Annotated in this window: 27 protein-coding genes; 2 read left to right on the top strand and 25 right to left on the bottom strand. The window is 72.4% G+C overall.

Going from position 1 to position 23,560, the window contains the following annotated elements:
• Positions 1 to 5: 5 nt before the first annotated feature.
• The 24 genes from nuoI to C7456_RS07290 form a co-directional block, all read right to left on the bottom strand.
• Positions 6 to 497 (bottom strand): NADH-quinone oxidoreductase subunit NuoI, encoded by a 492-nt coding sequence (gene nuoI / locus C7456_RS07175; RefSeq protein ID WP_109723053.1) that lies wholly within the window; start codon positions 495 to 497, stop codon positions 6 to 8.
• Positions 498 to 738: 241 nt separating this feature from the next.
• On the bottom strand, positions 739 to 1,761 hold the full coding sequence (gene nuoH / locus C7456_RS07180; RefSeq protein WP_109723054.1) for an NADH-quinone oxidoreductase subunit NuoH: 1,023 nt from the start codon (positions 1,759 to 1,761) through the stop codon (positions 739 to 741).
• A 3-nt stretch (positions 1,762 to 1,764) separates the two neighbouring features.
• Positions 1,765 to 4,092: an NADH-quinone oxidoreductase subunit NuoG gene (gene nuoG, locus C7456_RS07185; protein ID WP_109723055.1), complete on the bottom strand. Its 2,328-nt coding sequence runs from the start codon at positions 4,090 to 4,092 to the stop codon at positions 1,765 to 1,767.
• Positions 4,093 to 4,219: 127 nt separating this feature from the next.
• Entirely contained in the window at positions 4,220 to 5,530 is a 1,311-nt protein-coding gene (nuoF, locus tag C7456_RS07190; RefSeq protein ID WP_109723056.1) for an NADH-quinone oxidoreductase subunit NuoF, read from the bottom strand.
• Between the two features lie 10 nt (positions 5,531 to 5,540).
• Positions 5,541 to 6,068 (bottom strand): NADH-quinone oxidoreductase subunit NuoE, encoded by a 528-nt coding sequence (nuoE, locus tag C7456_RS07195; protein WP_109723057.1) that lies wholly within the window; start codon positions 6,066 to 6,068, stop codon positions 5,541 to 5,543.
• 22 nt (positions 6,069 to 6,090) lie between these two features.
• Positions 6,091 to 7,347: an NADH-quinone oxidoreductase subunit D gene (locus tag C7456_RS07200; protein ID WP_109723058.1), complete on the bottom strand. Its 1,257-nt coding sequence runs from the start codon at positions 7,345 to 7,347 to the stop codon at positions 6,091 to 6,093.
• 4 nt (positions 7,348 to 7,351) lie between these two features.
• Complete coding sequence (locus tag C7456_RS07205; RefSeq protein ID WP_109723059.1) at positions 7,352 to 8,080, bottom strand: NADH-quinone oxidoreductase subunit C; 729 nt, start codon at positions 8,078 to 8,080, stop codon at positions 7,352 to 7,354.
• Positions 8,081 to 8,107: 27 nt separating this feature from the next.
• Positions 8,108 to 8,665 carry a NuoB/complex I 20 kDa subunit family protein gene (locus C7456_RS07210; protein ID WP_109723060.1) on the bottom strand — a complete coding sequence of 186 codons (558 nt, stop codon included), beginning with the start codon at positions 8,663 to 8,665 and terminating at the stop codon, positions 8,108 to 8,110.
• The gene (locus tag C7456_RS07215; RefSeq protein WP_109723061.1) at positions 8,656 to 9,012 is read right to left on the bottom strand and encodes an NADH-quinone oxidoreductase subunit A; all 357 of its coding nucleotides are present in this window, start codon (positions 9,010 to 9,012) and stop codon (positions 8,656 to 8,658) included. Before C7456_RS07215 ends, C7456_RS07210 begins: the two co-directional genes overlap by 10 nt.
• A 246-nt stretch (positions 9,013 to 9,258) precedes the next feature.
• On the bottom strand, positions 9,259 to 9,612 hold the full coding sequence (locus tag C7456_RS07220) for a PilZ domain-containing protein (RefSeq protein ID WP_109723062.1): 354 nt from the start codon (positions 9,610 to 9,612) through the stop codon (positions 9,259 to 9,261).
• Positions 9,613 to 9,716: 104 nt separating this feature from the next.
• The gene (locus C7456_RS07225) at positions 9,717 to 10,703 is read right to left on the bottom strand and encodes a PIG-L deacetylase family protein (RefSeq protein ID WP_109723063.1); all 987 of its coding nucleotides are present in this window, start codon (positions 10,701 to 10,703) and stop codon (positions 9,717 to 9,719) included.
• Between the two features lie 5 nt (positions 10,704 to 10,708).
• The gene (holB, locus tag C7456_RS07230) at positions 10,709 to 11,644 is read right to left on the bottom strand and encodes a DNA polymerase III subunit delta' (protein WP_109723064.1); all 936 of its coding nucleotides are present in this window, start codon (positions 11,642 to 11,644) and stop codon (positions 10,709 to 10,711) included.
• Positions 11,641 to 12,279 carry a dTMP kinase gene (gene tmk, locus C7456_RS07235; protein ID WP_109723065.1) on the bottom strand — a complete coding sequence of 213 codons (639 nt, stop codon included), beginning with the start codon at positions 12,277 to 12,279 and terminating at the stop codon, positions 11,641 to 11,643. Before tmk ends, holB begins: the two co-directional genes overlap by 4 nt.
• Positions 12,276 to 13,313 (bottom strand): endolytic transglycosylase MltG, encoded by a 1,038-nt coding sequence (gene mltG / locus C7456_RS07240; protein WP_109723066.1) that lies wholly within the window; start codon positions 13,311 to 13,313, stop codon positions 12,276 to 12,278. Before mltG ends, tmk begins: the two co-directional genes overlap by 4 nt.
• A complete protein-coding gene (gene pabC, locus C7456_RS07245; RefSeq protein ID WP_245889798.1) occupies positions 13,310 to 14,137 on the bottom strand; it encodes an aminodeoxychorismate lyase in 828 nt (275 codons plus the stop codon). Before pabC ends, mltG begins: the two co-directional genes overlap by 4 nt.
• A complete protein-coding gene (locus tag C7456_RS07250; RefSeq protein WP_425454623.1) occupies positions 14,137 to 15,489 on the bottom strand; it encodes an aminodeoxychorismate synthase component I in 1,353 nt (450 codons plus the stop codon). The genes pabC and C7456_RS07250 overlap by 1 nt, the downstream gene beginning before the upstream one ends.
• Before the next feature lie 2 nt (positions 15,490 to 15,491).
• Positions 15,492 to 16,730, bottom strand: a complete 1,239-nt coding sequence (gene fabF / locus C7456_RS07255; protein ID WP_109723067.1) for a beta-ketoacyl-ACP synthase II — start codon at positions 16,728 to 16,730, stop codon at positions 15,492 to 15,494.
• A gap of 206 nt (positions 16,731 to 16,936) precedes the next feature.
• Positions 16,937 to 17,176, bottom strand: a complete 240-nt coding sequence (gene acpP / locus C7456_RS07260) for an acyl carrier protein (RefSeq protein WP_109723068.1) — start codon at positions 17,174 to 17,176, stop codon at positions 16,937 to 16,939.
• Positions 17,177 to 17,390: 214 nt separating this feature from the next.
• Positions 17,391 to 18,134 carry a 3-oxoacyl-ACP reductase FabG gene (gene fabG, locus C7456_RS07265; RefSeq protein WP_109723069.1) on the bottom strand — a complete coding sequence of 248 codons (744 nt, stop codon included), beginning with the start codon at positions 18,132 to 18,134 and terminating at the stop codon, positions 17,391 to 17,393.
• Between the two features lie 55 nt (positions 18,135 to 18,189).
• The gene (gene fabD / locus C7456_RS07270) at positions 18,190 to 19,137 is read right to left on the bottom strand and encodes an ACP S-malonyltransferase (RefSeq protein WP_109723070.1); all 948 of its coding nucleotides are present in this window, start codon (positions 19,135 to 19,137) and stop codon (positions 18,190 to 18,192) included.
• Positions 19,138 to 19,443: 306 nt separating this feature from the next.
• Positions 19,444 to 20,157 (bottom strand): BUD32 family EKC/KEOPS complex subunit, encoded by a 714-nt coding sequence (locus C7456_RS07275; RefSeq protein ID WP_109723071.1) that lies wholly within the window; start codon positions 20,155 to 20,157, stop codon positions 19,444 to 19,446.
• Between the two features lie 9 nt (positions 20,158 to 20,166).
• On the bottom strand, positions 20,167 to 21,141 hold the full coding sequence (locus tag C7456_RS07280) for a beta-ketoacyl-ACP synthase III (RefSeq protein WP_109723072.1): 975 nt from the start codon (positions 21,139 to 21,141) through the stop codon (positions 20,167 to 20,169).
• Between the two features lie 140 nt (positions 21,142 to 21,281).
• Positions 21,282 to 21,476, bottom strand: a complete 195-nt coding sequence (gene rpmF / locus C7456_RS07285; protein ID WP_109723073.1) for a 50S ribosomal protein L32 — start codon at positions 21,474 to 21,476, stop codon at positions 21,282 to 21,284.
• An 18-nt stretch (positions 21,477 to 21,494) separates the two neighbouring features.
• Positions 21,495 to 21,977, bottom strand: coding sequence for a YceD family protein (locus C7456_RS07290; RefSeq protein WP_109723074.1), 483 nt, complete (start codon positions 21,975 to 21,977; stop codon positions 21,495 to 21,497).
• Positions 21,978 to 22,196: 219 nt separating this feature from the next.
• Between C7456_RS07290 and C7456_RS07295 the strand changes: the two genes are divergently transcribed.
• Complete coding sequence (locus C7456_RS07295) at positions 22,197 to 22,652, top strand: hypothetical protein (RefSeq protein WP_109723075.1); 456 nt, start codon at positions 22,197 to 22,199, stop codon at positions 22,650 to 22,652.
• A complete protein-coding gene (locus tag C7456_RS07300; RefSeq protein ID WP_109723076.1) occupies positions 22,649 to 23,230 on the top strand; it encodes a Maf family protein in 582 nt (193 codons plus the stop codon). The genes C7456_RS07295 and C7456_RS07300 overlap by 4 nt, the downstream gene beginning before the upstream one ends.
• A 9-nt stretch (positions 23,231 to 23,239) precedes the next feature.
• Here C7456_RS07300 and C7456_RS07305 read toward each other — a convergent pair.
• The coding region (locus C7456_RS07305) for a transposase (protein WP_146203582.1) at positions 23,240 to 23,560 on the bottom strand (321 nt) is incomplete at its 5' end.

Genomic DNA, 23,560 nt, shown 5'->3' on the forward strand with positions numbered 1-23,560 from the left:
GTGCCTTAGCGGTACGCCGCATCCTGGGCGCGGGCCGCGGCGATCTCCGCCTCGAAGCGGTCGCCGATGGCGAGCAGCTGCGGCTTGGTCACCACGTTCTCGCCGCGATGCTCGAAGTGGTACTCGTGCACGTGCGTCTCCACGATCGAGTCGACCGGGCAGCTCTCCTCGCAGAAACCGCAGAAGATGCACTTGAACAGGTCGATCTCGTAGCGCGTGGTGCGGCGCTGGCCGTCGCTCTCGCGCGGCGCCGAGTCGATGGTGATGGCCAGCGCCGGGCACACCGCCTCGCACAGCTTGCAGGCGATGCAGCGCTCCTCGCCGTTCGGGTAGCGGCGCAGCGCGTGCAGCCCGCGGAAGCGGCTGGACTTGGGGATGTGCTCCATCGGGTAGCGCATCGTGTACTTCGGGCTGAACATGTAGCGCATGGTCAGGCCCATGCCCTTGAACAGCTCGATCAGCAGCAGGCTCTTGAAGTAGCTGGCTATGCGGTTCATGAAAAAGATCTCGGCATGCTCCCCTTCTCCCCGCCGGGGAGACAAATCGGCGGGATTGCCGACTTGCACGGCGCAAGCCGCCCTGAGGGTGAGGGCCAGGGATGGCCCGAATGTAGGTGGCCCCGCAGGGGCCGGACGAGGGACCGGTGCTCGCCATGAGCGGGCCTTTTGCGTTCGCCTCCTCTCCCCTCCGGGGAGGGGATCGGGGTGAGGGGCCGGTACTTGCGATAGCCGCTCATCCTCAGGCTCCCGTGACGACCCAGCCGAAGTACTTCATGCAGCCGGCCACCAGCACCCACACGATCGAGATCGGGATGAACACCTTCCAGCCCAGCCGCATGATCTGGTCGTAGCGGTAGCGCGGGAAGCTGGCGCGGAACCACAGGAACAGGAAGGCGAACACGAAGGCCTTGACGAACAGCCAGGCGAAGCTGCCCTGCCCGATCCAGCCCCACGAGGGCGGGAACGGGCTCAGCCAGCCGCCCAGGAACAGGACCGAGGCCAGGAAGCTGACCAGGATCATGTTGGCGTACTCGGCCAGGAAGAAGATCGCGAAGGCCGAGCCGGAATACTCCACGTGGAAGCCGGCGACGATCTCCGACTCGCCCTCGGCCACGTCGAACGGCGCGCGGTTGGTCTCGGCCACGCCGGACACGAAGTAGATCACGAACACCGGCAGCAGCGGCAGCCAGAACCAGTCGAGCAGGCCCTTGCCGCCGGCCTGCGCGTGCACGATGTCGGTGAGGTTGAGCGAGCCGGCCAGCACCAGCACGCAGACCAGGCACAGGCCCATCGCCAGCTCGTAGGAGATCACCTGCGCCGCCGAGCGCATCGCGCCGAGCAGCGCGTAGCGCGAGTTGGAGGCCCAGCCGGCGAGGATGATGCCGTACACGCCCATCGAGGTCATCGCCAGCAGGTACAGCAGGCCGGCGTTGACGTTGGCCAGCACCATCCTCTCGCCGAACGGGATCACCGACCAGGCGGCGAACGCGGGCACCAGCGCGAGCAGCGGCGCGAGGTAGTACAGGAACCTGTTCGCGTTGGTCGGCAGGATCACTTCCTTGATCAGCAGCTTGACCACGTCGGCGAAGGCCTGCAGCAGGCCGAGCGGACCGATCTTGTTCGGTCCCATGCGCACGTGCATCCAGCCGATGACCTTGCGCTCCCAGTACACGAACATGGCCACCGCCAGGATCAGCGGCACCGCGATGCACAGGATGTAGACGACCGGCCAGACGACCTGGTTGAGGATCTGTTCGCCCATGGGTTACGCCTTGCTCACGGTGATGGCCGCGCCGTACGGCGGCAGCGTGGCGGTGGAGTCCTGCGCGGCCTCGACCCAGGCGGCGCCGTCGGGCACCGCGGGGTCGACGACGAGCGGCAGCACGGCGTCGGCCACGCGCACCGCGGCGGCGCCGGCCAGGCCGAGCCGCTGCGCCTCGTCCGCGTTCACCCGCACGGCCGGCGCACGGTTGAGCGGGTGCGCGTTGAGCGCGCCCGCGCGGCGCAGCACCGCGTCGACGCGGTAGATCGGCCAGGTCGCCAGGCGGGTCAGGCCGGCGGCGGCCGGCCGCGGGGCCAGGCGGCCCTCGCGCGGCGCGGCGGGGCGCGCGACGATGCCGTCGCGCAGCCCGGCCAGGTCGTCGAACTCGAAGCTCGGCAGCTGCATCAGGCCGCCCAGCGCGCGCAGCACCTTCCAGCCGTCGCGCGCCTCGCCCGGCGCCTTCGCGCCGGCCCGCACCTGCTGCGCCAGGCCGTCGACGTTGACCAGCGTGCCGTCGGTTTCCGGCAGCAGCGCGATCGGCAGGATCACGTCGGCCACCTCGCGCAGCGCCGGCGGGGCGAAGGCGCTGAACGCCACCACCCGCGCGTCGCGCAGCGCCTTCAGCGCGGCGGCGCCGTCGGCGAAGTCGTGCGGCGGCTCCGCGCCGTACAGCACGTAGGCCTGGCGCGGCTGCGCCAGCATCGCCTGCGCGTCCAGGCCGCCATTGCCCGGCAGCACGCCGAGCCGGGCCAGGCCGACGGCGTTGGCGCCCACCGGCAGCTCGTCGTAGCCCGCGCCGGTGGCCTGCGCGATGAAGCGGGCGAGCGCGCGCAGCCAGGAGGCCTGCGGATGGGTGACCGCGGCCTCGCCGAGGATCACCACCGCCTTGCCGGACTTCAGCGCGGCGATCGCCGCGTGGTCGCCCTCGTCGCTCGCGGCCGCGTTGATCGCCTCCGCCAGCGCGGCCGGCGCGCCCGCGCCTTCCGCCACGGCGGCGCGGGCCAGCGCCAGCAGCGCGTCGGCCAGCGCCTGCGGCGCCGTAATGGCCTCGCCGGCCAGCCGGTAGTTGAAGTCGAAGCGTGCCGGGTTCACCGCGTAGACCTTGGCGCCCTTCTTCACCGCCTGGTGCAGGCGGTGGTTGAGCAGCGGCATCTCGCGGCGCAGGTCGGAGCCGACCAGCAGTGCGGCCCTGACCTCCTGCACCTCGGCCGCCGGCAGCGCGAACGGCTGCGCCGCGGCGCCATCGGCGAAGTCGAGCTGGCGCAGGCGGTGGTCCAGGTGCGGGCTGCCGAGGCCGCGCGCCAGGCGCACCAGCAGGTCGCCTTCCTCGTCGGTGGTGGCCGGGTGCGCCAGGATGCCCAGCTCGCCGCCCGGCACGCTCCTGAGCGCCTCGGCGGCGACGGCCAGCGCGTCGTCCCAGGTGGTGGCCTGCCACTGGCCGTTGCGCCTGACCTCCGGCGCGCGCAGGCGGTCGGCGGCGTACAGTCCCTCGTGGCTGTAGCGGTCGCGGTCGGACAGCCAGCACTCGTTGATCGCCTCGTTGTCGCGCGGCACGGTGCGCAGCACCTCGCCGCGGCGGGTGTGCAGCCACAGGTTGGAGCCCAGCGCGTCGTGGTAGGCGACCGACGGTCTGGCCACCAGCTCCCAGGCGCGCGCCTTGTACTGGAACGGCTTGTTGGTGAGCGCGCCGACCGGGCACACGTCGATGATGTTGCCCGACAGCTCCGTCTCCAGCGTCTTGCCGATGTAGGTGCCGATCTGCAGGTTGTCGCCGCGGCTCATGCCGCCCAGCTCGTAGGTGCCGGCGATCTCGCTGGTGAAGCGCACGCAGCGCGTGCACTGGATGCAGCGGGTCATCTCGGTGGCGACCAGCGAGCCGAGGTTCTCGTCGGCGATGGTGCGCTTGCGCTCGGTGTAGCGCGACACGCTGCGGCCGTAGCCCAGCGCCACGTCCTGCAGCTCGCACTCGCCGCCCTGGTCGCAGATCGGGCAGTCCAGCGGGTGGTTGATCAGCAGGAACTCCATCACGTCCTTCTGGAACTTCAGGGCGGCGTCGGAGCGGGTCCTGACCTTCATGCCCTCGGCCACCGGCGTGGCGCAGGCCGGCTGCGGCTTGGGCATGGGCTTGCCGCCCATCTCCACCTCGACCAGGCACATGCGGCAGTTGGCGGCGATCGGCAGCTTGCGGTGGTAGCAGAAGCGCGGGATGGCCACGCCGATGGCGTCGGCCGCCTCGATGATCATGGCGCCCTTGCGGATCTGCGTGGGCTTGCCGTCGATCTCGACGTTGAGCAGATCGGGCGCGGCGTGGTTGGCGGGCTGCGCACTCATGCGGCGACTCCCTGTGGAGCGGGGAACGGGGAACGGGGAACGGGGAACGGGGAACGCGAGCGCGCGGCCTGGGCCGATTCCCGATTCCCGACTCCCGATTCCCTGTTCGAGGACAGCGGCGTCGCGTTCATGCGGCCGCCTCCATCCGCGCATCGACCATCGAGCGGCCGTTGACGATGTAGTACTCGAACTCGTCCCAGAACTGGCGCAGGAAGCCCTGGATCGGCCAGGCCGCCGCCTCGCCGAAGGCGCAGATGGTGTGGCCCTCGATCTGGCCGGCGATCGCCTTCAGGCGGTGCAGGTCGTCCAGCGTGCCCTTGCCTTCCACGATGCGGTCCAGCACGCGGTGCATCCAGCCGGTGCCCTCGCGGCACGGCGTGCACTGGCCGCAGCTCTCCTTGTGGAAGAACCGCGAGATGCGGCGGGTGAAGCGCACGCAGCACACGCTGTCGTCCAGCACCACGATGGCGCCCGAGCCCAGGCCGGTCTTGAGGTCGCGCAGGGTGTCGTAGTCCATCGGCAGCCCCTTGAGCTGCTCGGCGCGCAGCACCGGCATCGACACGCCGCCCGGGATCGCGCCCTTCAGCGTGCGGCCCGGGCGCAGGCCGCCGGCCATCTCCAGCAGCTCGTCGAAGGTGGTGCCCAGCGGCACCTCGAAGTTGCCGCCCTTCTGCACGCAGCCGGAGACCGAGAAGATCTTCGGGCCGCCGTTCTTGGTCCTGCTCTGCCTGAGGAACCAGTCGGCGCCCTTGCGGATGATCGCCGGCACCGAGGCGTAGGTCTCGGTGTTGTTGATCGTCGAGGGCTTGCCGTACAGGCCGAAGTTGGCCGGGAACGGCGGCTTGAAGCGCGGCTGGCCCTTCTTGCCCTCCAGCGACTCCATCAGCGCGGTTTCCTCGCCGCAGATGTAGGCGCCGGCGCCGAGCGCGGCGTAGATGTCCACGTCGATGCCGGTGCCCTGGATGTTCCTGCCCAGCAGGCCGGCCGCGTAGGCCTCCTTGAGCGCCTCCTCGAAGTGCTCGAAGGGCTCGTGGTGGAATTCGCCGCGCAGGTAGTTGTAGGCCGCCGTCGAGCCGGTGCAGTAGCAGGCGATCGCCATGCCCTCGATCACCGCGTGCGGGTTGAAGCGCAGGATGTCGCGGTCCTTGCAGGTGCCCGGCTCGGACTCGTCCGAGTTGCACAGGATGTACTTCTGCATGTCGCCCTTGGGCATGAACGACCACTTCAGGCCCGTGGGGAAGCCCGCGCCGCCGCGGCCGCGCAGGTTGCTCTTCTTGATCTCCTCGATCAGCGCGGCCGGGTCGGGCTTCTCGGCGAGGATCTTCCTCCACGCCTCGTAGCCGCCGACCTGGGTATAGCTGTCCATCGCCCACGGCTTGTCGAAGTGCAGCGTGGTGTAGACGACCTGGTGTTCCTGGGGTGCGGGACCGTATGCCATCGCCCTGCCCTTACTTGAGTGCGTCGAGGATCTCGTCGACCTTTTCGATCGTGAGACGCTCGTGGTAGTGGCCGTTGACCGTCATCGCCGGCGCGCAGGCGCAGGCGGCGATGCATTCCTCCTCGCGCTTGAGGTAGACGCGCCCGTCCGGGGTGCTCTCGCCGAGCTTGATGCCCAGCTTCCTCTCGCAGTGGCGCACGATGTCCTCGGCGCCGTTGAGCCAGCAGGAGATGTTGGTGCAGATCGCCACGTTGTTGCGGCCGACCGGCCGGGTCTCCAGCATCGAGTAGAAGCTGGCCACCTCGTAGGCCCAGATCGCCGGCAGGTCCAGGTACCTGGCCACCGCGGTGATCAGCTCGTCGGTGAGGTAGCCCTGGTTCTGCTCCTGCGCCGCGAACAGCGCCTGGATCAGCGCCGAGCGCTTGCGGTCCGGCGGGAACTTGGCGACCCAGTGGTCGATGTGGTGGCGGGTGTGCTCGCTGAGCACGGCGAGCGGGTCGACGTGCCTGACCTGCTCGTAGTTGCCGGTGGCTTTCATGGGTGGGGTTTCCTCCGGACCTTCAGCGGTCGACTTCGCCGAACACGAGGTCGTAGGTGCCGATCATCGCCACCACGTCGGCCAGCATGTGGCCCTTGACGACGGTGTCGATCGACGAGAGGTGGGCGAAGCCGGGCGCGCGCAGGTGCACGCGGAACGGCTTGTTGGCGCCGTCGGAGACCAGGTAGCAGCCGAACTCGCCCTTGGGCGCCTCGACCGCGGCGTAGGTCTCGCCGGCCGGCACGCCGTAGCCCTCGGTGAACAGCTTGAAGTGGTGGATCAGCGCTTCCATGCTCTCCTTCATCGCCTCGCGCTTGGGCGGGGCGACCTTGAAGTTCTCCACCATCACCGGGCCGGGGTTGGCGCGCAGCCATTCCACGCACTGCCGGATGATGCGGTTGGACTGGCGCATCTCCTCCACGCGCACGAGGTAGCGGTCGTAGCAGTCGCCGCCCACGCCCACCGGGATGTCGAAGTCCATCTCGGCGTACTTGGCGTAGGGCTGCTTCTTGCGCAGGTCCCAGGCGATGCCGGAGCCGCGCAGCATCACGCCGGTCATGCCCCACTGCTGGGCCACCTCCGGCGACACCACGCCGATGCCGACGGTGCGCTGCTTCCAGATGCGGTTGTTGGTGAGCAGCTCCTCGTACTCGTCCACCTTGGACGGGAAGTCCGCGGTGAAGGCGTCGAGGAAGTCGAGCATGGAGCCCTCGCGCCAGCTGTTCAGGCGCTTGAGGTCCTTGCCCTTGTGCCAGGGCGACTCGCGGTACTGCGACATGCGGTCCGGCAGGTCGCGGTAGACGCCGCCGGGGCGGTAGTAGGTGGCGTGCATGCGCGCGCCCGACACCGCCTCGTAGACGTCCATCAGCTCCTCGCGCTCGCGGAAGGCGTACAGGAACACCGCCATCGCGCCGAGGTCGAGCGCGTTCGAGCCGATCCACATCAGGTGGTTCAGGATGCGCGTGATCTCGTCGAACATCGTGCGGATGTACTGCGCGCGCTCCGGCGCCTCTAGCCCCAACAGGGTCTCGATGGCGCGCACGTAGGCGTGCTCGTTGCACATCATCGACACGTAGTCGAGGCGGTCCATGTAGCCGATCGACTGGTTGAACGGCTTGGACTCGGCCAGCTTCTCGGTGCCGCGGTGGAGCAGGCCAACGTGCGGGTCGGCGCGCACGATGGTCTCGCCGTCCATTTCCAGCACCAGGCGCAGCACGCCGTGCGCAGCGGGATGCTGCGGGCCGAAGTTCATCGTGTAGTTGCGGATTTCCTGCGCCATCGGATCAGTTCCTCCGCCAGTCGTCGGCGGCTTCGGCCCTGGCCTGAACCAGGTCGGCGTCGTCGCGGATCACGCGCGGCACCAGCACGCGCGGCTCGATCGACACCGGCTCGTACACCACGCGCTTCTGCTCCGGGTCGTAGCGCACCTCGACGTTGCCGATCAGCGGGAAGTCCTTGCGGAACGGATGGCCCACGAAGCCGTAGTCGGTGAGGATGCGGCGCAGGTCCGGGTGCCCCTCGAACAGGATGCCGTAGAGGTCGAAGGCCTCGCGCTCGAACCAGTTCGCGCCCGGCCAGACGCCGGTGAGCGAGGGCAGCACCGGCAGGCTGTCGTCCTCGCAGAAGGCGCGCAGGCGCAGGCGCTGGTTGAGCTCGATCGACAGCAGGTGGACCACCGCGGCGAAGCGGCGCGGCTGGTGGCCGGCGCGCGGGCGGTTCTCCCACCTGAAGCGGCCCACCGCCTCGCCCTCGACGCCGCGCGAGAAGCCGGTGCCGGAGACGGTCTCGGTGTTCCACTCGGTCTGGCCGTAGCCGAGGTAGTCGATGCCGCACAGGTCGATCAGCTCGCCGAAGCGGAACTCCGGCTCGTCGCGCAGCGCGGCGGCCACCGCGAGCAGGTCGGCCGCGGCCACCTCGGCGGTGGTCTCGTCGCGCGCGACGCCGATCTTCAGCGTGTCGCCGAACCGGGCGGCGAGGCGCTCGGCCAGCGAGGTCTTTTGCGTGTCAGTCATGGGGCGGCGCCTTCAGAAACGTGCCATTCACGAGCGCGCGATGGTGTGGGTGCGGCGGATCTTCTTCTGCAGCTGCAGGATGCCGTGGATCAGCGCCTCGGCCGTGGGCGGGCAGCCCGGCACGTAGATGTCCACCGGCACGATGCGGTCGCAACCGCGCACCACGGAGTAGGAGTAGTGGTAGTAGCCGCCGCCGTTGGCGCAGCTGCCCATCGAGATCACCCACTTGGGGTCGGGCATCTGGTCGTAGACCTTGCGCAGCGCCGGGGCCATCTTGTTGACCAGGGTGCCGGCCACGATCATCACGTCGGACTGGCGCGGGCTGGGGCGGAAGATCACGCCGTAGCGGTCCAGGTCCAGGCGCGCGGCGCCGGCGTGCATCATCTCCACCGCGCAGCAGGCCAGGCCGAAGGTCATCGGCCACATCGAGCCGGTGCGCGCCCAGTTCATCAGCGCGTCCACGCTGGTGGTGACGAAGCCGCGCTGCACCACCGGGTTGTCGCCGGCCGGACGCAGGATGTCGTCCACCAGGTTCAGCGGCTGCGGGTTGTGCATCACCCGGTCGATGGCGGACATCACTCCCATTCGAGCGCTCCCTTCTTCCACACGTAAGCGAAGCCGACCACCAGCAGCAGCAGGAACAGCGCCATCTCGATCAGCGCCACGATGCCGATCTGCTTGAACACCACCGCCCACGGGAACAGGAAGGCGATTTCCAGGTCGAAGATGATGAACAGGATGGCCAGCAGGTAGTAGCGCACGTCGAAGCGCATGCGCGCGTCCTCGAAGGCCTCGAAGCCGCACTCGTAGGGCGAGAGCTTTTCCGACTCGGGGCGGCGCGGGCCGGCCAGCAGGCCGATCGCCAGCAGCACCACGCCGAGGCCGCCGGCGACGCCGATGAACAGCAGGATGGGCCAGTATTCGGCAAGCACGGTGATACCTACCTCCGCGCACTCAAGGGCGCATCAGTGACCGCGGGGGCGCGGTCCGTCCACTTCCGTTCGGCAAGCCGCTGGCAGCAGGGCTCGTCGAGCCACGGCCGCTCGCGTCGGGGAGCACGCGGGCAGCCGGTTTACACGATTCAAGCTCGTGAACCGCGGCATTGTATCAGCGCGTGCGGGTACCGCGACAAGCCTTGACGATGGCCGGATCGCCGGCTCCGCGGCGCGGCCGCGCGTTCACATCGTGTGCGTGGGCCGCTCGGAGCCGAGCACGCCGGCGAGGATGTTCTCGATGCGCTGGCGCGCCACCTCGCCGTCGCTGGACTCGTTGAAGTGCACGCCGATGCCGGCGGTGCGGTTGCCCTGCGCGCCGACCGGGGTGATCCACACCACCTTGCCGGCCACCGACAGGCGCTCGGTCTCGTCGGTGAGGGTGATCAGCAGCACCACCTCGTCGCCCAGCGCGTAGCGCTGCGCGGTGGGCGCGAACAGGCCGCCGTTCTTGAGGAACGGCATGTAGGCGTTGTAGAGCGCGGCCGCGTCCTTGATCTTCAGCGAGATGATGCCCTGGCGGGCGGCGACGGGGTTCATGCCGGCTCCTGACGGTCCGCCGGGAAAGGATGCCGGCGGTGCCGGGCATCCTAGCGAGGCCGGCGGCGGGGCGCAAAGCGCCGAGGCCGGGAATTCGCGCGCGCCTACAGTTCGCGCCAGCCCCAGTGGTCGAAGATCCACGGCGAGGGCAGGTCCAGGTGCAGCTTGGCGAAGCGCGGCCCCTGCCCCGCGGCCGCCGCCAGCCGCCAGCCGGCGCCGTCGCGGCGCAGCGGCGCCTGCGGCCAGCGCCACGTGCGCGCGCCGTCCGCGTCGGCCACGGTCAGCCGCAGCCACGGGCGCAGCGGCGCCGCGGGCCGCCACGGCAGGGCCGCCGCGCCACCGCCGGGCGCGACCGCCCCGAAGCGCTCCGCCCGCCCGGCCAGCCGGCGTACGCGGCCGGCGCTCAGCGCGAGCTGGCTGCGGTGGCGCTCCAGCGCCAGCAGCTTGGTGCGGCGGAACGCCTGGACGCACGGCAGCTCGATCGCCCGGCCCGCGTCCGCCGCCTCCCGGCCGTGCACCAGGTAGTCCAGCAGCGCCGGCGGCGGGCCGTCCCAGGCGGCCAGCGCGAGGCGCAGCAGCACGTGGGCCGCGCCGTGGTCGGGATGGCGGTCGGCCAGCGCGGGCACCACGACGGTGTCGGGGCGGAAGTCGTCCAGCTCGCGCAGCAGCGGCGTCCGCCATTGCGCCGGCGGACGCCGCAGCAGCGCGGTGAGGCCCATGTCCGGCCAGCCCAGCGCGCGCAGGTCGGCGGCCGGCACGCCGAGCAGGTCGAGCGCCTCGTGCAGTTCCGCGCGGCGGCGCCGTCCCCAGCGCTGCCGCTCCGCGGCGCCGATGCGGATGCGCCGCTCGATCCAGCGCTGCGGCCAGGGGTTGTCGTCGCCGTCGGTGAGCAGCAGCACGCGCACCGCGCCGCCGGCCGCGCGCGCCTGCTGGATCAGCTCGCCCGCGGCGATCGTCTCGTCGTCCGGGTGCGGCGCGACCACCAGCAGCCGCGTGCCGGCCGCCGGCCCCGGCCAGCCCGCCGCCGGCGCGGTCACCACGCGGGCGCTGCGGGCCGGGGCCTGCGGGATGCGCGACGGACCGGCGGCCATGCGCCTCAGCGCCAGCGGGAAAGCAGTTCGAGCAGCAGCAGGTCGCCGCGCAGCGGACCGCGCAGCGCGTCGCGCGTGCGGTTGGCGGCGGCGAACCAGGCGTCCAGCGCCTCGCCGTCGAGCTGGCTGGCGAGCGGCGGCGCGGCGCCCGCCGCGCGCGCGCGCGCCTCGTCGGCCGCGGCCTGCGCGGCGAACCACAGCCGCTGCTCCGGCTCGCCGTCCAGCCAGCGCCGCGCCACCTCCAGCGGCTCGCCGCGCCCGGCGGCCAGCGCGGCCAGGTCCTTGCGCACCTCCTGCCGCCGCGCCAGCGCGCCCTGCCCGGCCCAGTCGCGCGCCAGGCCGGGGTTGCCGCCCGCGGCGTCGAGCGCCGCCGCGGCCTCGGCCACGCCCTGCGCCTGCAGCCAGGCCAGCGCCTGCCCGCGCGCGGGCAGGTGGAACTCGATGCGCTGGCAGCGGCTGCGGATGGTCTGCGGCAGCCGCCACGGCGCGTCGGCCACCAGCAGCAGCAGGGTCTGCGGCGTGGGTTCCTCCAGCGTCTTGAGCAGCGCGTTGGCGGCGGCGGCGTTCATCGCGTCGGCCGGGTCGATCGCCACCACCTGCCAGCCGCCGAACTGGCTGGCCATCGCCAGCCGCGCGGACAGCTCGCGGATCTGGTCGACCACGATCTCGCTGCGCTGCGCGCCGTCCTTGCGCAGGCCGTAGCCCAGCGCGACGTAGTCCGGGTGCGTGCCCGCGGCGAACAGCAGGCAGCTGCGGCACTGCCCGCAGGCCTCGCCGTCGTGCGGCCGCTGGCACAGCAGGCCCTGCACGAAGCGGCGCAGGAAGTCGCGCTTGCCCAGGCCGGCGGGGCCGCACAGCAGCAGCGCGTGCGGCAGCGCGTCGCGGCGGCGGCGCGCCTGCAGCCGTTCCCAGTGCTCGGCGTGCCAGGGCGGCGCGGTCATGGCGCAGCCTCCTGCAGCAGCGGCGCGAGCGCCGCGACGGCGGCGGCCAGCACGCGCTCCGCCGGCTGGCCGGCGTCGATCACGCGGAAGCGCGCCGGCTCCGCCGCGGCGCGCGCGCGGTAGGCGGCGCGCACGCGCTCGAAGAAGGCGTCGGCCTCCGCCTCGATGCGGTCGGCCTCGCCGCGCCCGGCGGCGCGCGCGCGGCCGGTCGCCACCGGCAGGTCCAGCAGCAGGGTGAGGTCGGGCTTCACGCCGTCGCAGGCCCAGCGTTCCAGCTCGGCGATGCGCTCGGCCGGCTGGCCGCGCCCGCCGCCCTGGTAGGCGTAGCTGGCGTCGGCGTAGCGGTCGCACAGCACCCACTGCCCGCGCGCCAGCGCCGGCTCGACCAGCTCGCGCACGAGCTGCGCGCGCGCGGCGAACATCAGCAGCAGCTCGGCCTCGGCGGCCATGCCGCGCTGCGCGGGATCGAGCACGATGGCGCGCACCGCCTCGCCCAGCACGGTGCCGCCCGGCTCGCGCGCCTGCACCAGGTCGATGCCGTGCCGGACGATGTGCCCGCGCAGGCCGGCCAGCAGGGTGCTCTTGCCCGCGCCCTCGCCGCCTTCCAGCGTGATGAAGCGTCCGCGCGCGCTCATGGGCAGCGCTTCAGCTGGTAGCAGGCGACGTTGCGGTTGTGCTCGGCCAGCGTGCTGGCGAACACGTGGCTGCCGTCGCCGCGCGCGACGAAGTACAGCGCGTCGCCCGGCGCCGGGTGCAGCGCCGCCTGCAGCGCCGGCCTGCCCGGCAGCGCGATCGGCGTGGGCGGCAGGCCGGGCCGGGTGTAGGTGTTGTACGGGGTGTCGGCGGCGAGGTCGCTGCGGCGGATGTTGCCGGCGTAGCCCGCGCCCATGCCGTAGATCACGCTGGGGTCGGTCTGCAGCAGCATGTGGTTCTCCAGCCGCCGCACGAACACGCCGGCGATCTTCGCCCGCTCGTCGGCGCGGCCGGTCTCCTTCTCCACGATGGAGGCGAGGATCAGCGCCTCGTAAGGCGTGGCCAGCGGCAGCGCCGGGTCGCGCTGCGGCCACAGCTCGTCGAGGGTCCTGGCCATCGCCGCGTGCGCGCGCCTGAGCACCTCCAGATCGCTGTCGCCCTTCAGGTAGGCGTAGGTCTCGGGCAGGAAGCGGCCCTCCGGCGTCTCGTCCGGCGCGCCGATCGCCTTCATCACGCCGGCGTCGTCGAGCGCGGCGCTGTCGTGCCGCAGCTTGTCGGCGCGGTTCAGCGCGTCGCGCAGCTCGCGGAAGGTCCAGCCGTCGACGATGGTGAAGTTGTGCCTCACCACCCGCCCGTCCGCCATGTCGGCCAGCAGCGCGCGCGGGGTGATGCCCGCGGGCAGCGCGTACTCGCCCGCGTGCAGGCGGCCGGACACGCGCATCAGCGCGGCGAGCGCGCGCCAGTACAGCGCCGGCGCGCGGGTGGAGCCGCGCTGCTGCAGCCGCGCGACCACGGTGCGCAAGTTGCTGCCGCGCTCCACGTCGATCGACTGGTCCGGGCCGGTGGCGGCCAGCGGCGCGGCGGCGAAGCGGGAGAAGTCGTACCAGCCCCAGGCCGCGCCGGCGGCCACGGCCAGCAACGCGAGCAACGCCAGCGTGCGCAGGACGGCCTTGCCCCGCATCGTTTTGCGACTCATCCAGCCTCCATCGGGAAACCCAGCTCGCGCCAGTGCCGTTGCAGGGCGCGCGTGACCGGGCCGACCGCGCAGGCGCGCGCGTCCCAGGCCCGGACCGGCAGGATGCCGCGCACGCTCGAAGATAGGAAGAGCTCGCTGGCCGCGGCCAGTCGGTCCGGCTTCAGCTCGGCCTCGCGCACCGCGCGCACGGCCATGATCTCGGCGCGCGCCACGCCGGCCACGCCGCAGCGGTCGAGCGCGGGCGTGACCAGCTCGCCGTCGAGCACCGCGAACAGGTTGGCCGCGGTGGCCGAGACCACCCGCCCCGCGGCGTCCAGCAGCAGCCCCTCGGCGATGGCCGGGTCGTTCCACTCGGCGCGCGCCAGCACCTGTTCGAGCCGGTTGAGGTGCTTGAGGCCGGCCAGCCGCGGCTGCTCCGCCAGGCGCAGTCCGCAGGTGCGCACGCGGACGCCGTCGCGGTAGTCCTGCGCGCGCGGCGGCGGCGGCGGGAAGGCGGCGACGATGCGCGTGGGCGAAGGCGCGGCCGGCGGCGCGTAGCCGCGCGGCCCTTCGCCGCGGGTGAGCGTGATGCGCACCACCGCGGCGTCCAGCCCCTCGCCCACCGCGCGCGCCTCGCGCAGCAGCAGCGCGGGATCGGGCGGCGGCAGGCCCAGGCGCGCGCAGCCGCGCGCCAGCCGCTCCATGTGGCGCGCCCACAGCGGCGCGCCGGCGCCGACGAAGCGCACCGTCTCGAACAGGCCGTCGCCGTAGGCCAGGCCGCGGTCGGCCGCGCCGACCGCGGCGGCGGCCACGCCGTTCACCCGCATGCGCGGCGCGGCGTCCATCAGCCGGCCGCTCCCAGCGCGCGCAGCAGGCCGCGCGCCTTGGCGCGGGTCTCGTCCAGCTCCTTCTCCGCCACCGAGTCGGCGACGATGCCGGCGCCCGCGCGCAGGCTCACCGTGGCGCCGACCTGGGCGAGCGTGCGGATCAGGATGTTGAGGTCCATGTCGCCGCTGCGGTCGAGGTAGCCCAGCGCGCCGGTGTAGGCGCCGCGCGGCGCCTGCTCCAGCGCGGCGATGATCTCCATGCAGCGCACCTTCGGGCAGCCGGTGATGGTGCCGCCGGGGAAGGTCGCCGCGATCACCTGTCCCGGCGTCACCTCCCCGCGCAGGGTACCGCGCACGTTGGAGACGATGTGGTGCACGTGCGCGTAGCTCTCCACCACCATCAGCTCGTCCACCCGCACGCTGCCGGGGCGGCACACGCGGCCGAGGTCGTTGCGCTCCAGGTCGATCAGCATCACGTGCTCGGCGCGCTCCTTCGGGTGCGAGGCCAGCTCGCGGATGCGCGCGGCCTCGTCGTCGCCCGGCACGCGCGGGCGGGTGCCGGCGATCGGGCGGGTCTGCGCCTCGCCGCCGCGCACCTCGACCAGCCGCTCCGGCGAGGAGCTGGCCACCGCCCAGCCCGGCTGCTGCAGCAGGCCGGCGAACGGCGCGGGGTTGGCGCGCCGCAGCGCCGCGTACAGCGCGGCCGGCGCGGGCGGCTCGGCGTAGCGCGCGCGCCAGGCGCGCGAGAGGTTGGCCTGGAAGATGTCGCCGTCGAGCAGGTGCCGGTGGATGCGCGCCACGCCGTCGAGGAAGCGCGCGGGGTCGTCCTCCTCGATCGCCAGCGGCGCGGGCGGCGCGAGCGCGTGCCACGCCGCCGCGAGGTCGCGTTCCAGCGCGTCGAGCAGCGCCTCCGCGCCGGGCTCGGCCACCAGCACCGTGCAGTCGCGCGCGTGGTCGACGATCGCCGCCGCCGGGCAGCGCAGCGCCAGCGCCACCGGCAGGGCCGGCTCGCACGGCAGGCGCAGGCGCAGCTCGATCGCGCCGGCCAGCTCGTAGGCGAGGAACAGCACCCAGCCGCCGTGGAACGGCAGGCCGTCGTCCGCGCGCGGCAGGCGTTCGGCCCGCCAGCGCGCGTCGAGCGCGTCGAGGAAGGAGCCGCCCGGCCGCGCCGCGCCGCGGCCGTCGCGCAGCACGCCGCCGGCGTCCAGCGCGAGCGCGTCGCGCGGGAAGGCGAACAGGATGTCGTGGCGCGCCTGCGGCGTGCCGTGCACCACGCTCTCCAGCAGGGCCGGGTAGCGCGCCGGAAACGCCGCGGCCGGCGCGAGCAGGTCGCGCCGGCCGCGCAGGGTGCGGCTCGCGGGAGCGGCCACGCTCAGACGCGGCGGAACGCCAGCGTGCCGTTGGTGCCGCCGAAGCCGAACGAGTTGGAGATCGCCACGTCCAGCTTCGCCTCGCGCGCCACGTGCGGCACGAAGTCGAGGTCGCAGCCCTCGCCCGGCTCGTCCAGGTTGATGGTGGGCGGCAGCACCTGGTCGCGCAGCGCCAGGATGGTGAAGATCGCCTCCACGCCGCCCGCCGCGCCGAGCAGGTGGCCGGTGGTGGACTTGGTCGAGCTCATCGCCAGCCTGCAGGCGTGCTCGCCGAACACCTTCTTCGCCGCCAGCACCTCGCCGAGGTCGCCCAGCGGCGTGGAGGTGCCGTGCGCGTTGATGTACTGCACCTGGTCGGGAGCGAGGCCGCCGTCGCGCAGCGCGGCGTCCATGCAGCGCGCCGCGCCCTCGCCGCCCTCGCTGGGCGCGGTGATGTGGTAGGCGTCGCCGCTCATGCCGAAGCCGACCAGCTCGGCGTAGATCCTCGCGCCGCGCGCCCTGGCGTGCTCGTACTCCTCCAGCACCAGCACGCCGGCGCCGTCGGACAGCACGAAGCCGTCGCGGTCCTTGTCCCACGGGCGGCTGGCCCTGGTCGGCTCGTCGTTGCGGGTGGACATCGCCTTGGCCGAGCAGAAGCCCGCCATCGCGGTGCCGGTGGTGGCGAACTCGGCGCCGCCGGCGACCATCGCGTCGGCGTCGCCGTACTGGATCATCCGCGCCGCCAGGCCGATGTTGTGGGTGGCCGTGGTGCAGGCGGTGACGCAGGCGATGTTCGGGCCCTTCAGGCCGAACATGATCGACAGGTGGCCCGAGACCATGTTGATGATCGACGAGGGCACGAAGAACGGCGAGATGCGGCGCGGGCCCTTCTCGTGCAGCTCGATCGAGGTGTCCTCGATGGTGTTGAGGCCGCCGATGCCCGCGCCCACCGCCACGCCGATGCGCGGCGCGTTGGCCTCCGTCACCTCCAGCCCGGAATCGCGCAGGGCCTGCGTGCCCGCGGCGATGCCGTAGTGGATGAACGGGTCCATCTTCTTCACGTCCTTCGGCGCGATCCACTGCGCCGGGTCGAAGTCGCGCACCTGGCCGGCGATGCGCGTGGCGTAGGCGCTCGCGTCGAAGTGGGTCACCGGGCCGATCCCGCTGACGCCCTTCAGGATGTGCTCCCAGGCGGTGGCGATGTCGTTGCCGACCGGCGAGATGATGCCCATGCCGGTCACGACCACACGTCGTTTGCTCATGCTGCTGTTCCTTCGTGGTTCCCGCGGCGGCGGCCGAGGCCGCCGATCCGCATCAGGCTGGCGACGTCCCGCCCCGCACACCATACGGAATCGGACGTTGCAAAACGCGGAAACGAAAACTGCGCCGAGTCGGCGCAGCTTCCGGTATCGCCATCATGGCCGTGCCGCGCGATGCGCCCCGTGCCATGAATCGATCGGCAGTCCGATCAGTCCTTGGAGTGGGCCTTGATGTAGTCCACGGCCTGCTGCACGGTGGTGATCTTCTCGGCTTCCTCGTCGGGAATCTCGGTCTCGAACTCTTCCTCGAGCGCCATCACCAGTTCCACCGTGTCCAGCGAATCCGCGCCCAGATCGTCCACGAACGACGCATTCGCGGTGACTTCCTCTTCCTTCACGCCCAGCTGTTCGACGACGATCTTCTTGACGCGCTCTTCGATGGTGCTCATGTTGCCAAACCTCCCAAGGAGTCATTGCATTCGTGCGCCGGCCCGGGGCCGGCAAAGGCCGGCGGATTGTAGTGGCTAAGCCCCGCTGCCGCCACGATCCGCCGACGATGGCAAACGCCGGACCTGGGGGTCGGCGCGAAAGGGTGATTGTCGCCTAAAACGGGGCCGCTGGCGACCGTCGCCCGGTAAATGGAGGAGAAACCGGCCGGGCGGCCTAGGGCATGTACATGCCGCCGTTGACGTGCAGCGTCTCGCCGGTGATGTAGGCCGCCGCCGGCGAGGCCAGGAAGCCCACCGCCCTGGCGATGTCCGCGGCCTCGCCGAGCCGGCCCAGCGCGATCTGGCCGAGCAGCGCCTGACGCTGCTCGGCCGGCAGCGCGCGGGTCATGTCGGTGTCGATGAAGCCCGGCGCCACCACGTTCACGGTGATGCCGCGCGAGCCGATCTCGCGCGCCAGCGACTTGGAGAAGGCGATGATGCCGGCCTTGGCCGCCGCGTAGTTGGCCTGGCCGGGGTTGCCGGTGAGGCCGATCACCGAGGCGATCGAGATGATGCGGCCCTTGCGCGCCTTCATCATGCCGCGCAGCACCGCCTTGCTGGCGCGGTAGACCGAGGTGAGGTTGGTGTCCAGGATCGCCTGCCAGTCCTCGTCCTTCATGCGCAGCAGCAGCTGGTCGCGGGTGATGCCGGCGTTGTTGACCAGGATCGACACCGGGCCGAACTCCTTGGCGATGGCGTCCACCAGCGCCTCGATCGCGGCGCCGTCGGTGACGTTGAGCACGCGGCCGTGGCCGCCGCTGGCGGCCAGGCGCTCGCCGATGGCCTGGGCGCCGGCCTCGCTGGTGGCGGTGCCGATCACGGTGGCGCCCTGCGCCGCCAGCTCGTCGGCGATGGCCGCGCCGATGCCGCGGCTGGCGCCGGTGACCAGGGCGACCTCGCCCTGCAATGCGTTGCTCATGGATGCTCCCTCGGCTGCGTGGCGCCGCGCGGGCGGCGCCGTCGTTGGTCGGTCGTCAGGCCCACTCGGCGAGCGCGGCGTCCAGCTCGGCCGGCGTGCCGAGGGCGCGCGCCTCCAGCGCCTTGTCGATGCGCCTGGCCAGGCCGGTCAGCACCTTGCCCGGCCCGCACTCGGCGATGCGCGCGGCGCCGCCGGCGGCCAGCGCCTGCACGCACTGGGTCCAGCGCACCGGCAGGTAGAGCTGGCTGACCAGCGCCTCGCGGATCGCGTCGACGCCGTGGTGCACCTGCGCGTCGACGTTCTGCACCACCTCGATCTTCGGCTCGCGCCAGGCGTAGGCGGTCATCGCCTCGGCCAGGCGGTTGGCGGCCTCGCGCATCAGCGGGGTGTGCGAGGGCACGCTCACCGCCAGCTTCATCGCCTTGCGCACGCCGCGCTCGGCGAGCAGCGCCAGCGCCTTGTCCACCGCCTCGGCGTGGCCGCCGATCACCACCTGCCCCGGCGAGTTGTAGTTGGCCGGCACCACCACGTGCACGCCGGAGGCGTCGCGGCAGGCCTCCTCGACCACCGCGTCCTCGGCGCCGAGCACGGCGGCCATCGCGCCGGAGCCTTCCGGCGCGGCCTCCTGCATCGCCTGGCCGCGGATGCGCACCAGGTGCGCCGCGTCGCGCAGCGAGATCGCCTCGGCCGCGACCAGCGCGCTGTACTCGCCCAGGCTGTGCCCGGCCAGCCGCGCGGGCAGCGCGCCGCCCTGCACGCGCCACACGCGCCACACGGCGATGCTGGCGGCCAGCAGCGCCGGCTGGGTGTACTCGGTGCGGTTGAGCATCTCCTGCGGGCCTTCCTGCGACAGCGCCCACAGGTCGACGCCGGCGCCCTCGGAGGCTTCGTCGAAGGCGGCCTTCACCGCGGCGTGCGCCTCGGCCAGCTCGGCCAGCATGCCGACGGACTGGGAGCCCTGGCCGGGGAACACGAAGGCGAGCGAGGCGGAGGTATGGCTCATGGAATGGCTGCGTCCGTGGATCAAACCCGGAATGGTGCCAGCATCGCTCGCCATACGCATCTGTATCCGCGCGCGGCGGCGCCGGCCGCAGCGGGGCGAAAACGCCTTCCATCCATGCACATGCGCACTGGATCGCCCAGCCGTTCGTTTTCCATCACCGTCATGCCGGCGCAGGCCGGCATCCAGTGAAGTGCGTCGTGCGCGGCACTCGAAACAGGTTTTGCGTGCTTCGCACGGGTCCTTGGACTGGATGCCGGCCTGCGCCGGCATGACGAGCGGGAACCGGGGAGAGACCGCTCGGGCGGGTCAGGCGACGGCGAGCCGCAGCGCGCGCAGCGCCACGCCGTAGGCGCGCGGGCCGCGCCCGAGGCGGTAGCAGGCGCGCTCCACGAAGCCCAGCCGCGCCACCGTCCGCGCCAGCGCCGCGCGCGCCTGCGGCAGCTCGCGCAGGCAGCCGCCGAGCAGCGCCGCCAGCGCGTCCTCGCGGCCGTCGTAGTAGCGGCCAACGCCGACCGCGAACATCAGCCAGTCGCGCGCCTGCGCCTCGGCCAGCGGCATGATCTCGCCGGGGTCTTCCTGGAAGTCGATGAAGCCGATGCGCTCGCCGTCCACCGTCATGTTGCGCGGGAACGCCTGACCCAGATAGGCGCCGCGGCGGTGCGCCGCGGCGATCGCCTGCGCCGCGCGGCCGGCCAGCGCGCCGATGCGCTCCGGGTCGCCGCCCATGCGGCGCAGGTGGTGCGACACCGAGCGGCCGATGTCGCCCAGCAGCAGCATCGCGGGCCCCTGCCCGATCACCTCGGGCACGTGCACGCCCTGCGCGCGCAGCAGCTCGATGCGCCGCCGCTCCACGTCGCGCCCGGCGTCGCCGCCGCGGTGCGGCGGCGCGCGCAGGCAGTCCGCGCCCAGCGCGCCCACCACGCGGTTGAGCAGGCCGTGCACCAGCCGCCGCGCGAGGCCGCCGCGCGGATAGTGCTTCAGCCAGACCCGTTCGCCGTGGATGTGCAGTCCACTGGCCATGCCGGCGGATCAGTAGCGCAGCAGCGCCGACGCCCAGGTGAAGCCGCCGCCGAAGGCTTCCAGCAGCAGGTTCTGGCCGCGCTGCACCTTGCCCGAGCGCACCGCGTAGTCCAGCGCCAGCGGCACCGAGCCGGACGAGGTGTTGGCGTGCTGGTCGACGGTGACGATCACGCGGTCCATCGACATGTTCAGCCGCTTGGCGGTGGCCTCGATGATGCGCAGGTTGGCCTGGTGCGGGATCAGCCAGTCGATGTCCGCCTCGTGCATGCCGGCGGCCTCGAGCGTCTCGCCGACCAGCGCGTCGAGCGTCTTCACCGCGACCTTGAACACCTCGCGCCCGGCCATGCGGATGCGCACGCCGTGGTTGGGCTCGTCCCTGAAACCCGCGGACACGCCCACCGGGTTGTACAGCAGCTCCTTGAAGCCGCCGTCGGCGTGCAGGCAGGTGGCGTAGATGCCCGGCTCGCCGGAGGGCTCCAGCACCACCGCGCCGGCGCCGTCGCCGAACAGCACGCAGGTCTCGCGCTCGCTCCAGTCGACCATGCGGGTGAGCGTCTCGGCGCCGATCACCAGCACCTTCTTCGACTGCCCGCTCCGGATGAACTTGTCGGCCACGCCCAGCGCGTAGACGAAGCCCGAGCAGGCCGCGTTGACGTCGAACGCGGCGCAGCCGTTGGCGCCCAGGCGGTGCTGCACCAGGCAGGCGGTGGACGGGAAGACCAGGTCGGGCGTGGTCGTGCCCAGCACGATCAGGTCGAGCTCGGACGCCTTCACGCCGGCCGCCGCCAGGGCGCGCTCGGCCGCGGCCAGGGCCAGGTCGCCGGTGGTCTGCCCCTCGGCGGCGACGTGGCGCTGGCGGATCCCGGTGCGGGTGCGGATCCATTCGTCGCTGGTGTCGACGAACTTCTCCAGGTCGGCGTTGGTGAGCACGCGCTCGGGCAGCGCGCTGCCGGTGCCGATGATGCGGGAATAGATCGCGGTCATTGCTTACCCATGGTGCGGTGGGACCCGGCGCGGCTTCCCGCGCGCAGGCCAAACCGCAACGTTACGTTCACGGACGCCCAAACGCAAAAGCGGCGCGTCGCCGCGCCGCCTTGCGGGAGTCGGGATCCTCGCGGAAGCGGTCAGTCCTCTTCGACCACCGCGGCCTGGGTGTCGATGACCTTCTTGCCGCGATAGTAGCCGTCCGCGGTGACGTGGTGGCGCAGGTGCACCTCGCCGCTGGTCGGGTCGGTCGCCAGCTGCACGGTCTTGAGCTTGTCGTGCGAGCGACGCATGCCGCGGGTGGACGGGGTCTTGCGGCTCTTTTGGACGGCCATGGCGGTTCTCCAGCTAAATCAGTGTTTCTTCAGTTCGCGCAACACCGCGAACGGGTTGTCGGTACGCCCGTCGTTGGAGGCTTCCTCCGCCGCAGGGCTGCTCGTTACTTCATCAGGCAGGCTGCCGTCCGGGTTCACCGGGACCAGCGGCATCGCCAGCAGCAGTTCGTCCTCGATCACCTCGGCCGGACTCAGCCGGCCGTCCTCGCTGACCAGCAACGGCTCGCAGCCGGGCGGCAGGGCGGCCTCCTCGCGCTCGGCGCGGATCAGCCCCAGCCGGCTGCGCAGCGACAGCGGCAGCACGAACGGCTCCAGCGTCCGCTGGCAGACCAGCGTCAGCGGCGCCCGCACGCGCACGTCGAGGTAGGCGGTGCCGAACTCGTCGCGCCCGAAGTCCAGTTCGTAGCTCGCCTGGCCCTCGCTGGCCGCCAGCGCCTCGCAGAGGCGGGGCATCGCCGCGATCGGCAGTTCCCCGGCGAACGAGCGCCGCGCCGAGACCATGCGCCAAGCATCCACGGACTCAGGCAATGACACGGACATAATCGGCAAATCTTAGGGTTGCGCCCCGGTCAAGTCAACTCCGCGCCGGCCGGAAGGCGCGGCGCGCGGCTGGCGCGGCCGCGGCCGCGGCGCGGGTCCCGGCGCCCGCGCCGCCGGCGCTTTGCCGCCGGCGCGGGCATGCGGCAGACTGGCGTCCCGCCGCCGCGCCCAGCCCCCTCCTTGGACACGCCCCTCGCCCTCGGCATCGCCGCGTTCTTCCTGCTGCTGGTGGCCGCGGTGGGCCTGTCCCTGCTGCGCCGGCGCCGGCTGCAGCGGCGCAGCGAGCGGGTGCACCAGCTGCTGCGGCTGGCCGACCAGCTGGAGGCCGACCTGCGCACCTGCCGCAACGGCCTGCTGCAGGCGCACGCGGTGATGTCGCTCAACCCGGACCTGCCGGCCGCCGGCGAGCAGGAGGCGCGGCAGGCGATCGACGCCGGCCTGCGCTCGCTGCTGCTGCAGCGCATCTGGATCCGCGACCGCTCGGCCCAGGCCAGCCAGCAGGAGCTGGACAGCACGGCCGACGCGATGACCAGCACCCGCGACCGCCTGGAGCCGCTGCTGCGCGCGCTCGACCAGGCCCGCGGCGACCTCGACCACGCGATGCGCGAGCACATCCGCCGCGAGCCCGGCGCATGAGCGTGCGGCTGGTGCTCGGCTCCACCTCGCGCTACCGCGCCGAGCTGCTGCGGCGGCTGGTCGCCGGCTTCGAGCAGCGCGCTCCCGGCGTCGACGAGAGCCCGCGGCCGGGCGAGGCCCCGCGCGAGCGCGCGCTGCGCCTGGCCGCGGCCAAGGCCCGCGCCGCCGGCGCGGAACTGCGCGACGCGCTGGTGATCGGCTCCGACCAGGTGGCCGAGCTGGACGGCCGCGTGCTGGACAAGCCGGGCAGCGCCGAACGCGCCGTCGAACAGCTCGCCGCCTGCTCCGGCCGCAGCGTGCGCTTCCACACCGCGCTGTGCCTGCTCGACACGCGCGACGGCCGGGCCGCCACGCACGTGGATCAGACCACGGTGCGGTTCCGCGCGCTCGGCCACGACGAGATCGTCCGCTACGTCGAGCGCGAGCAGCCGCTGGACTGCGCCGGCAGCTTCAAGTGCGAGGGGCTGGGCATCAGCCTGTTCGAGCGCATCGACAACGAGGACCCCAGCGCGCTGGTCGGGCTGCCGCTGATCGCGCTGGCGCGGCTGCTGCGCGCGGCGGGCGTCGCCCTGCCCTAGGGCGTGTCATCAATTGAGCAGGATGACGGCGGCAGCGCCGTAGATAGCACCGAGGAAATTACGAGCCGTTTTGTCGTATCGAGTGGCGATGGCGCGGTACTGCTTGAGCTTGGCGAAGAAGTTCTCGATCAGGTGCCGGGCTTTGTATAGCGCCCGATCGTAGTCCCGCATCACCTTTCGCGTCGGATGGGAGGGAATGACGACCTGTGCCCCGATGCGCTGCATGGGTTCAATGACCCGAGCCTGCGCATCGTAGGCTCGGTCGGCAATCAATGCCTGGGTCGACAAGCTCGGCAACAAGGCATCGGCACCTTCCAGATCCGAAGCTTG

Origin of the sequence: Fulvimonas soli (genome assembly GCF_003148905.1) — a bacterium.
Classification (GTDB): Bacteria; Pseudomonadota; Gammaproteobacteria; order Xanthomonadales; family Rhodanobacteraceae; genus Fulvimonas; species Fulvimonas soli.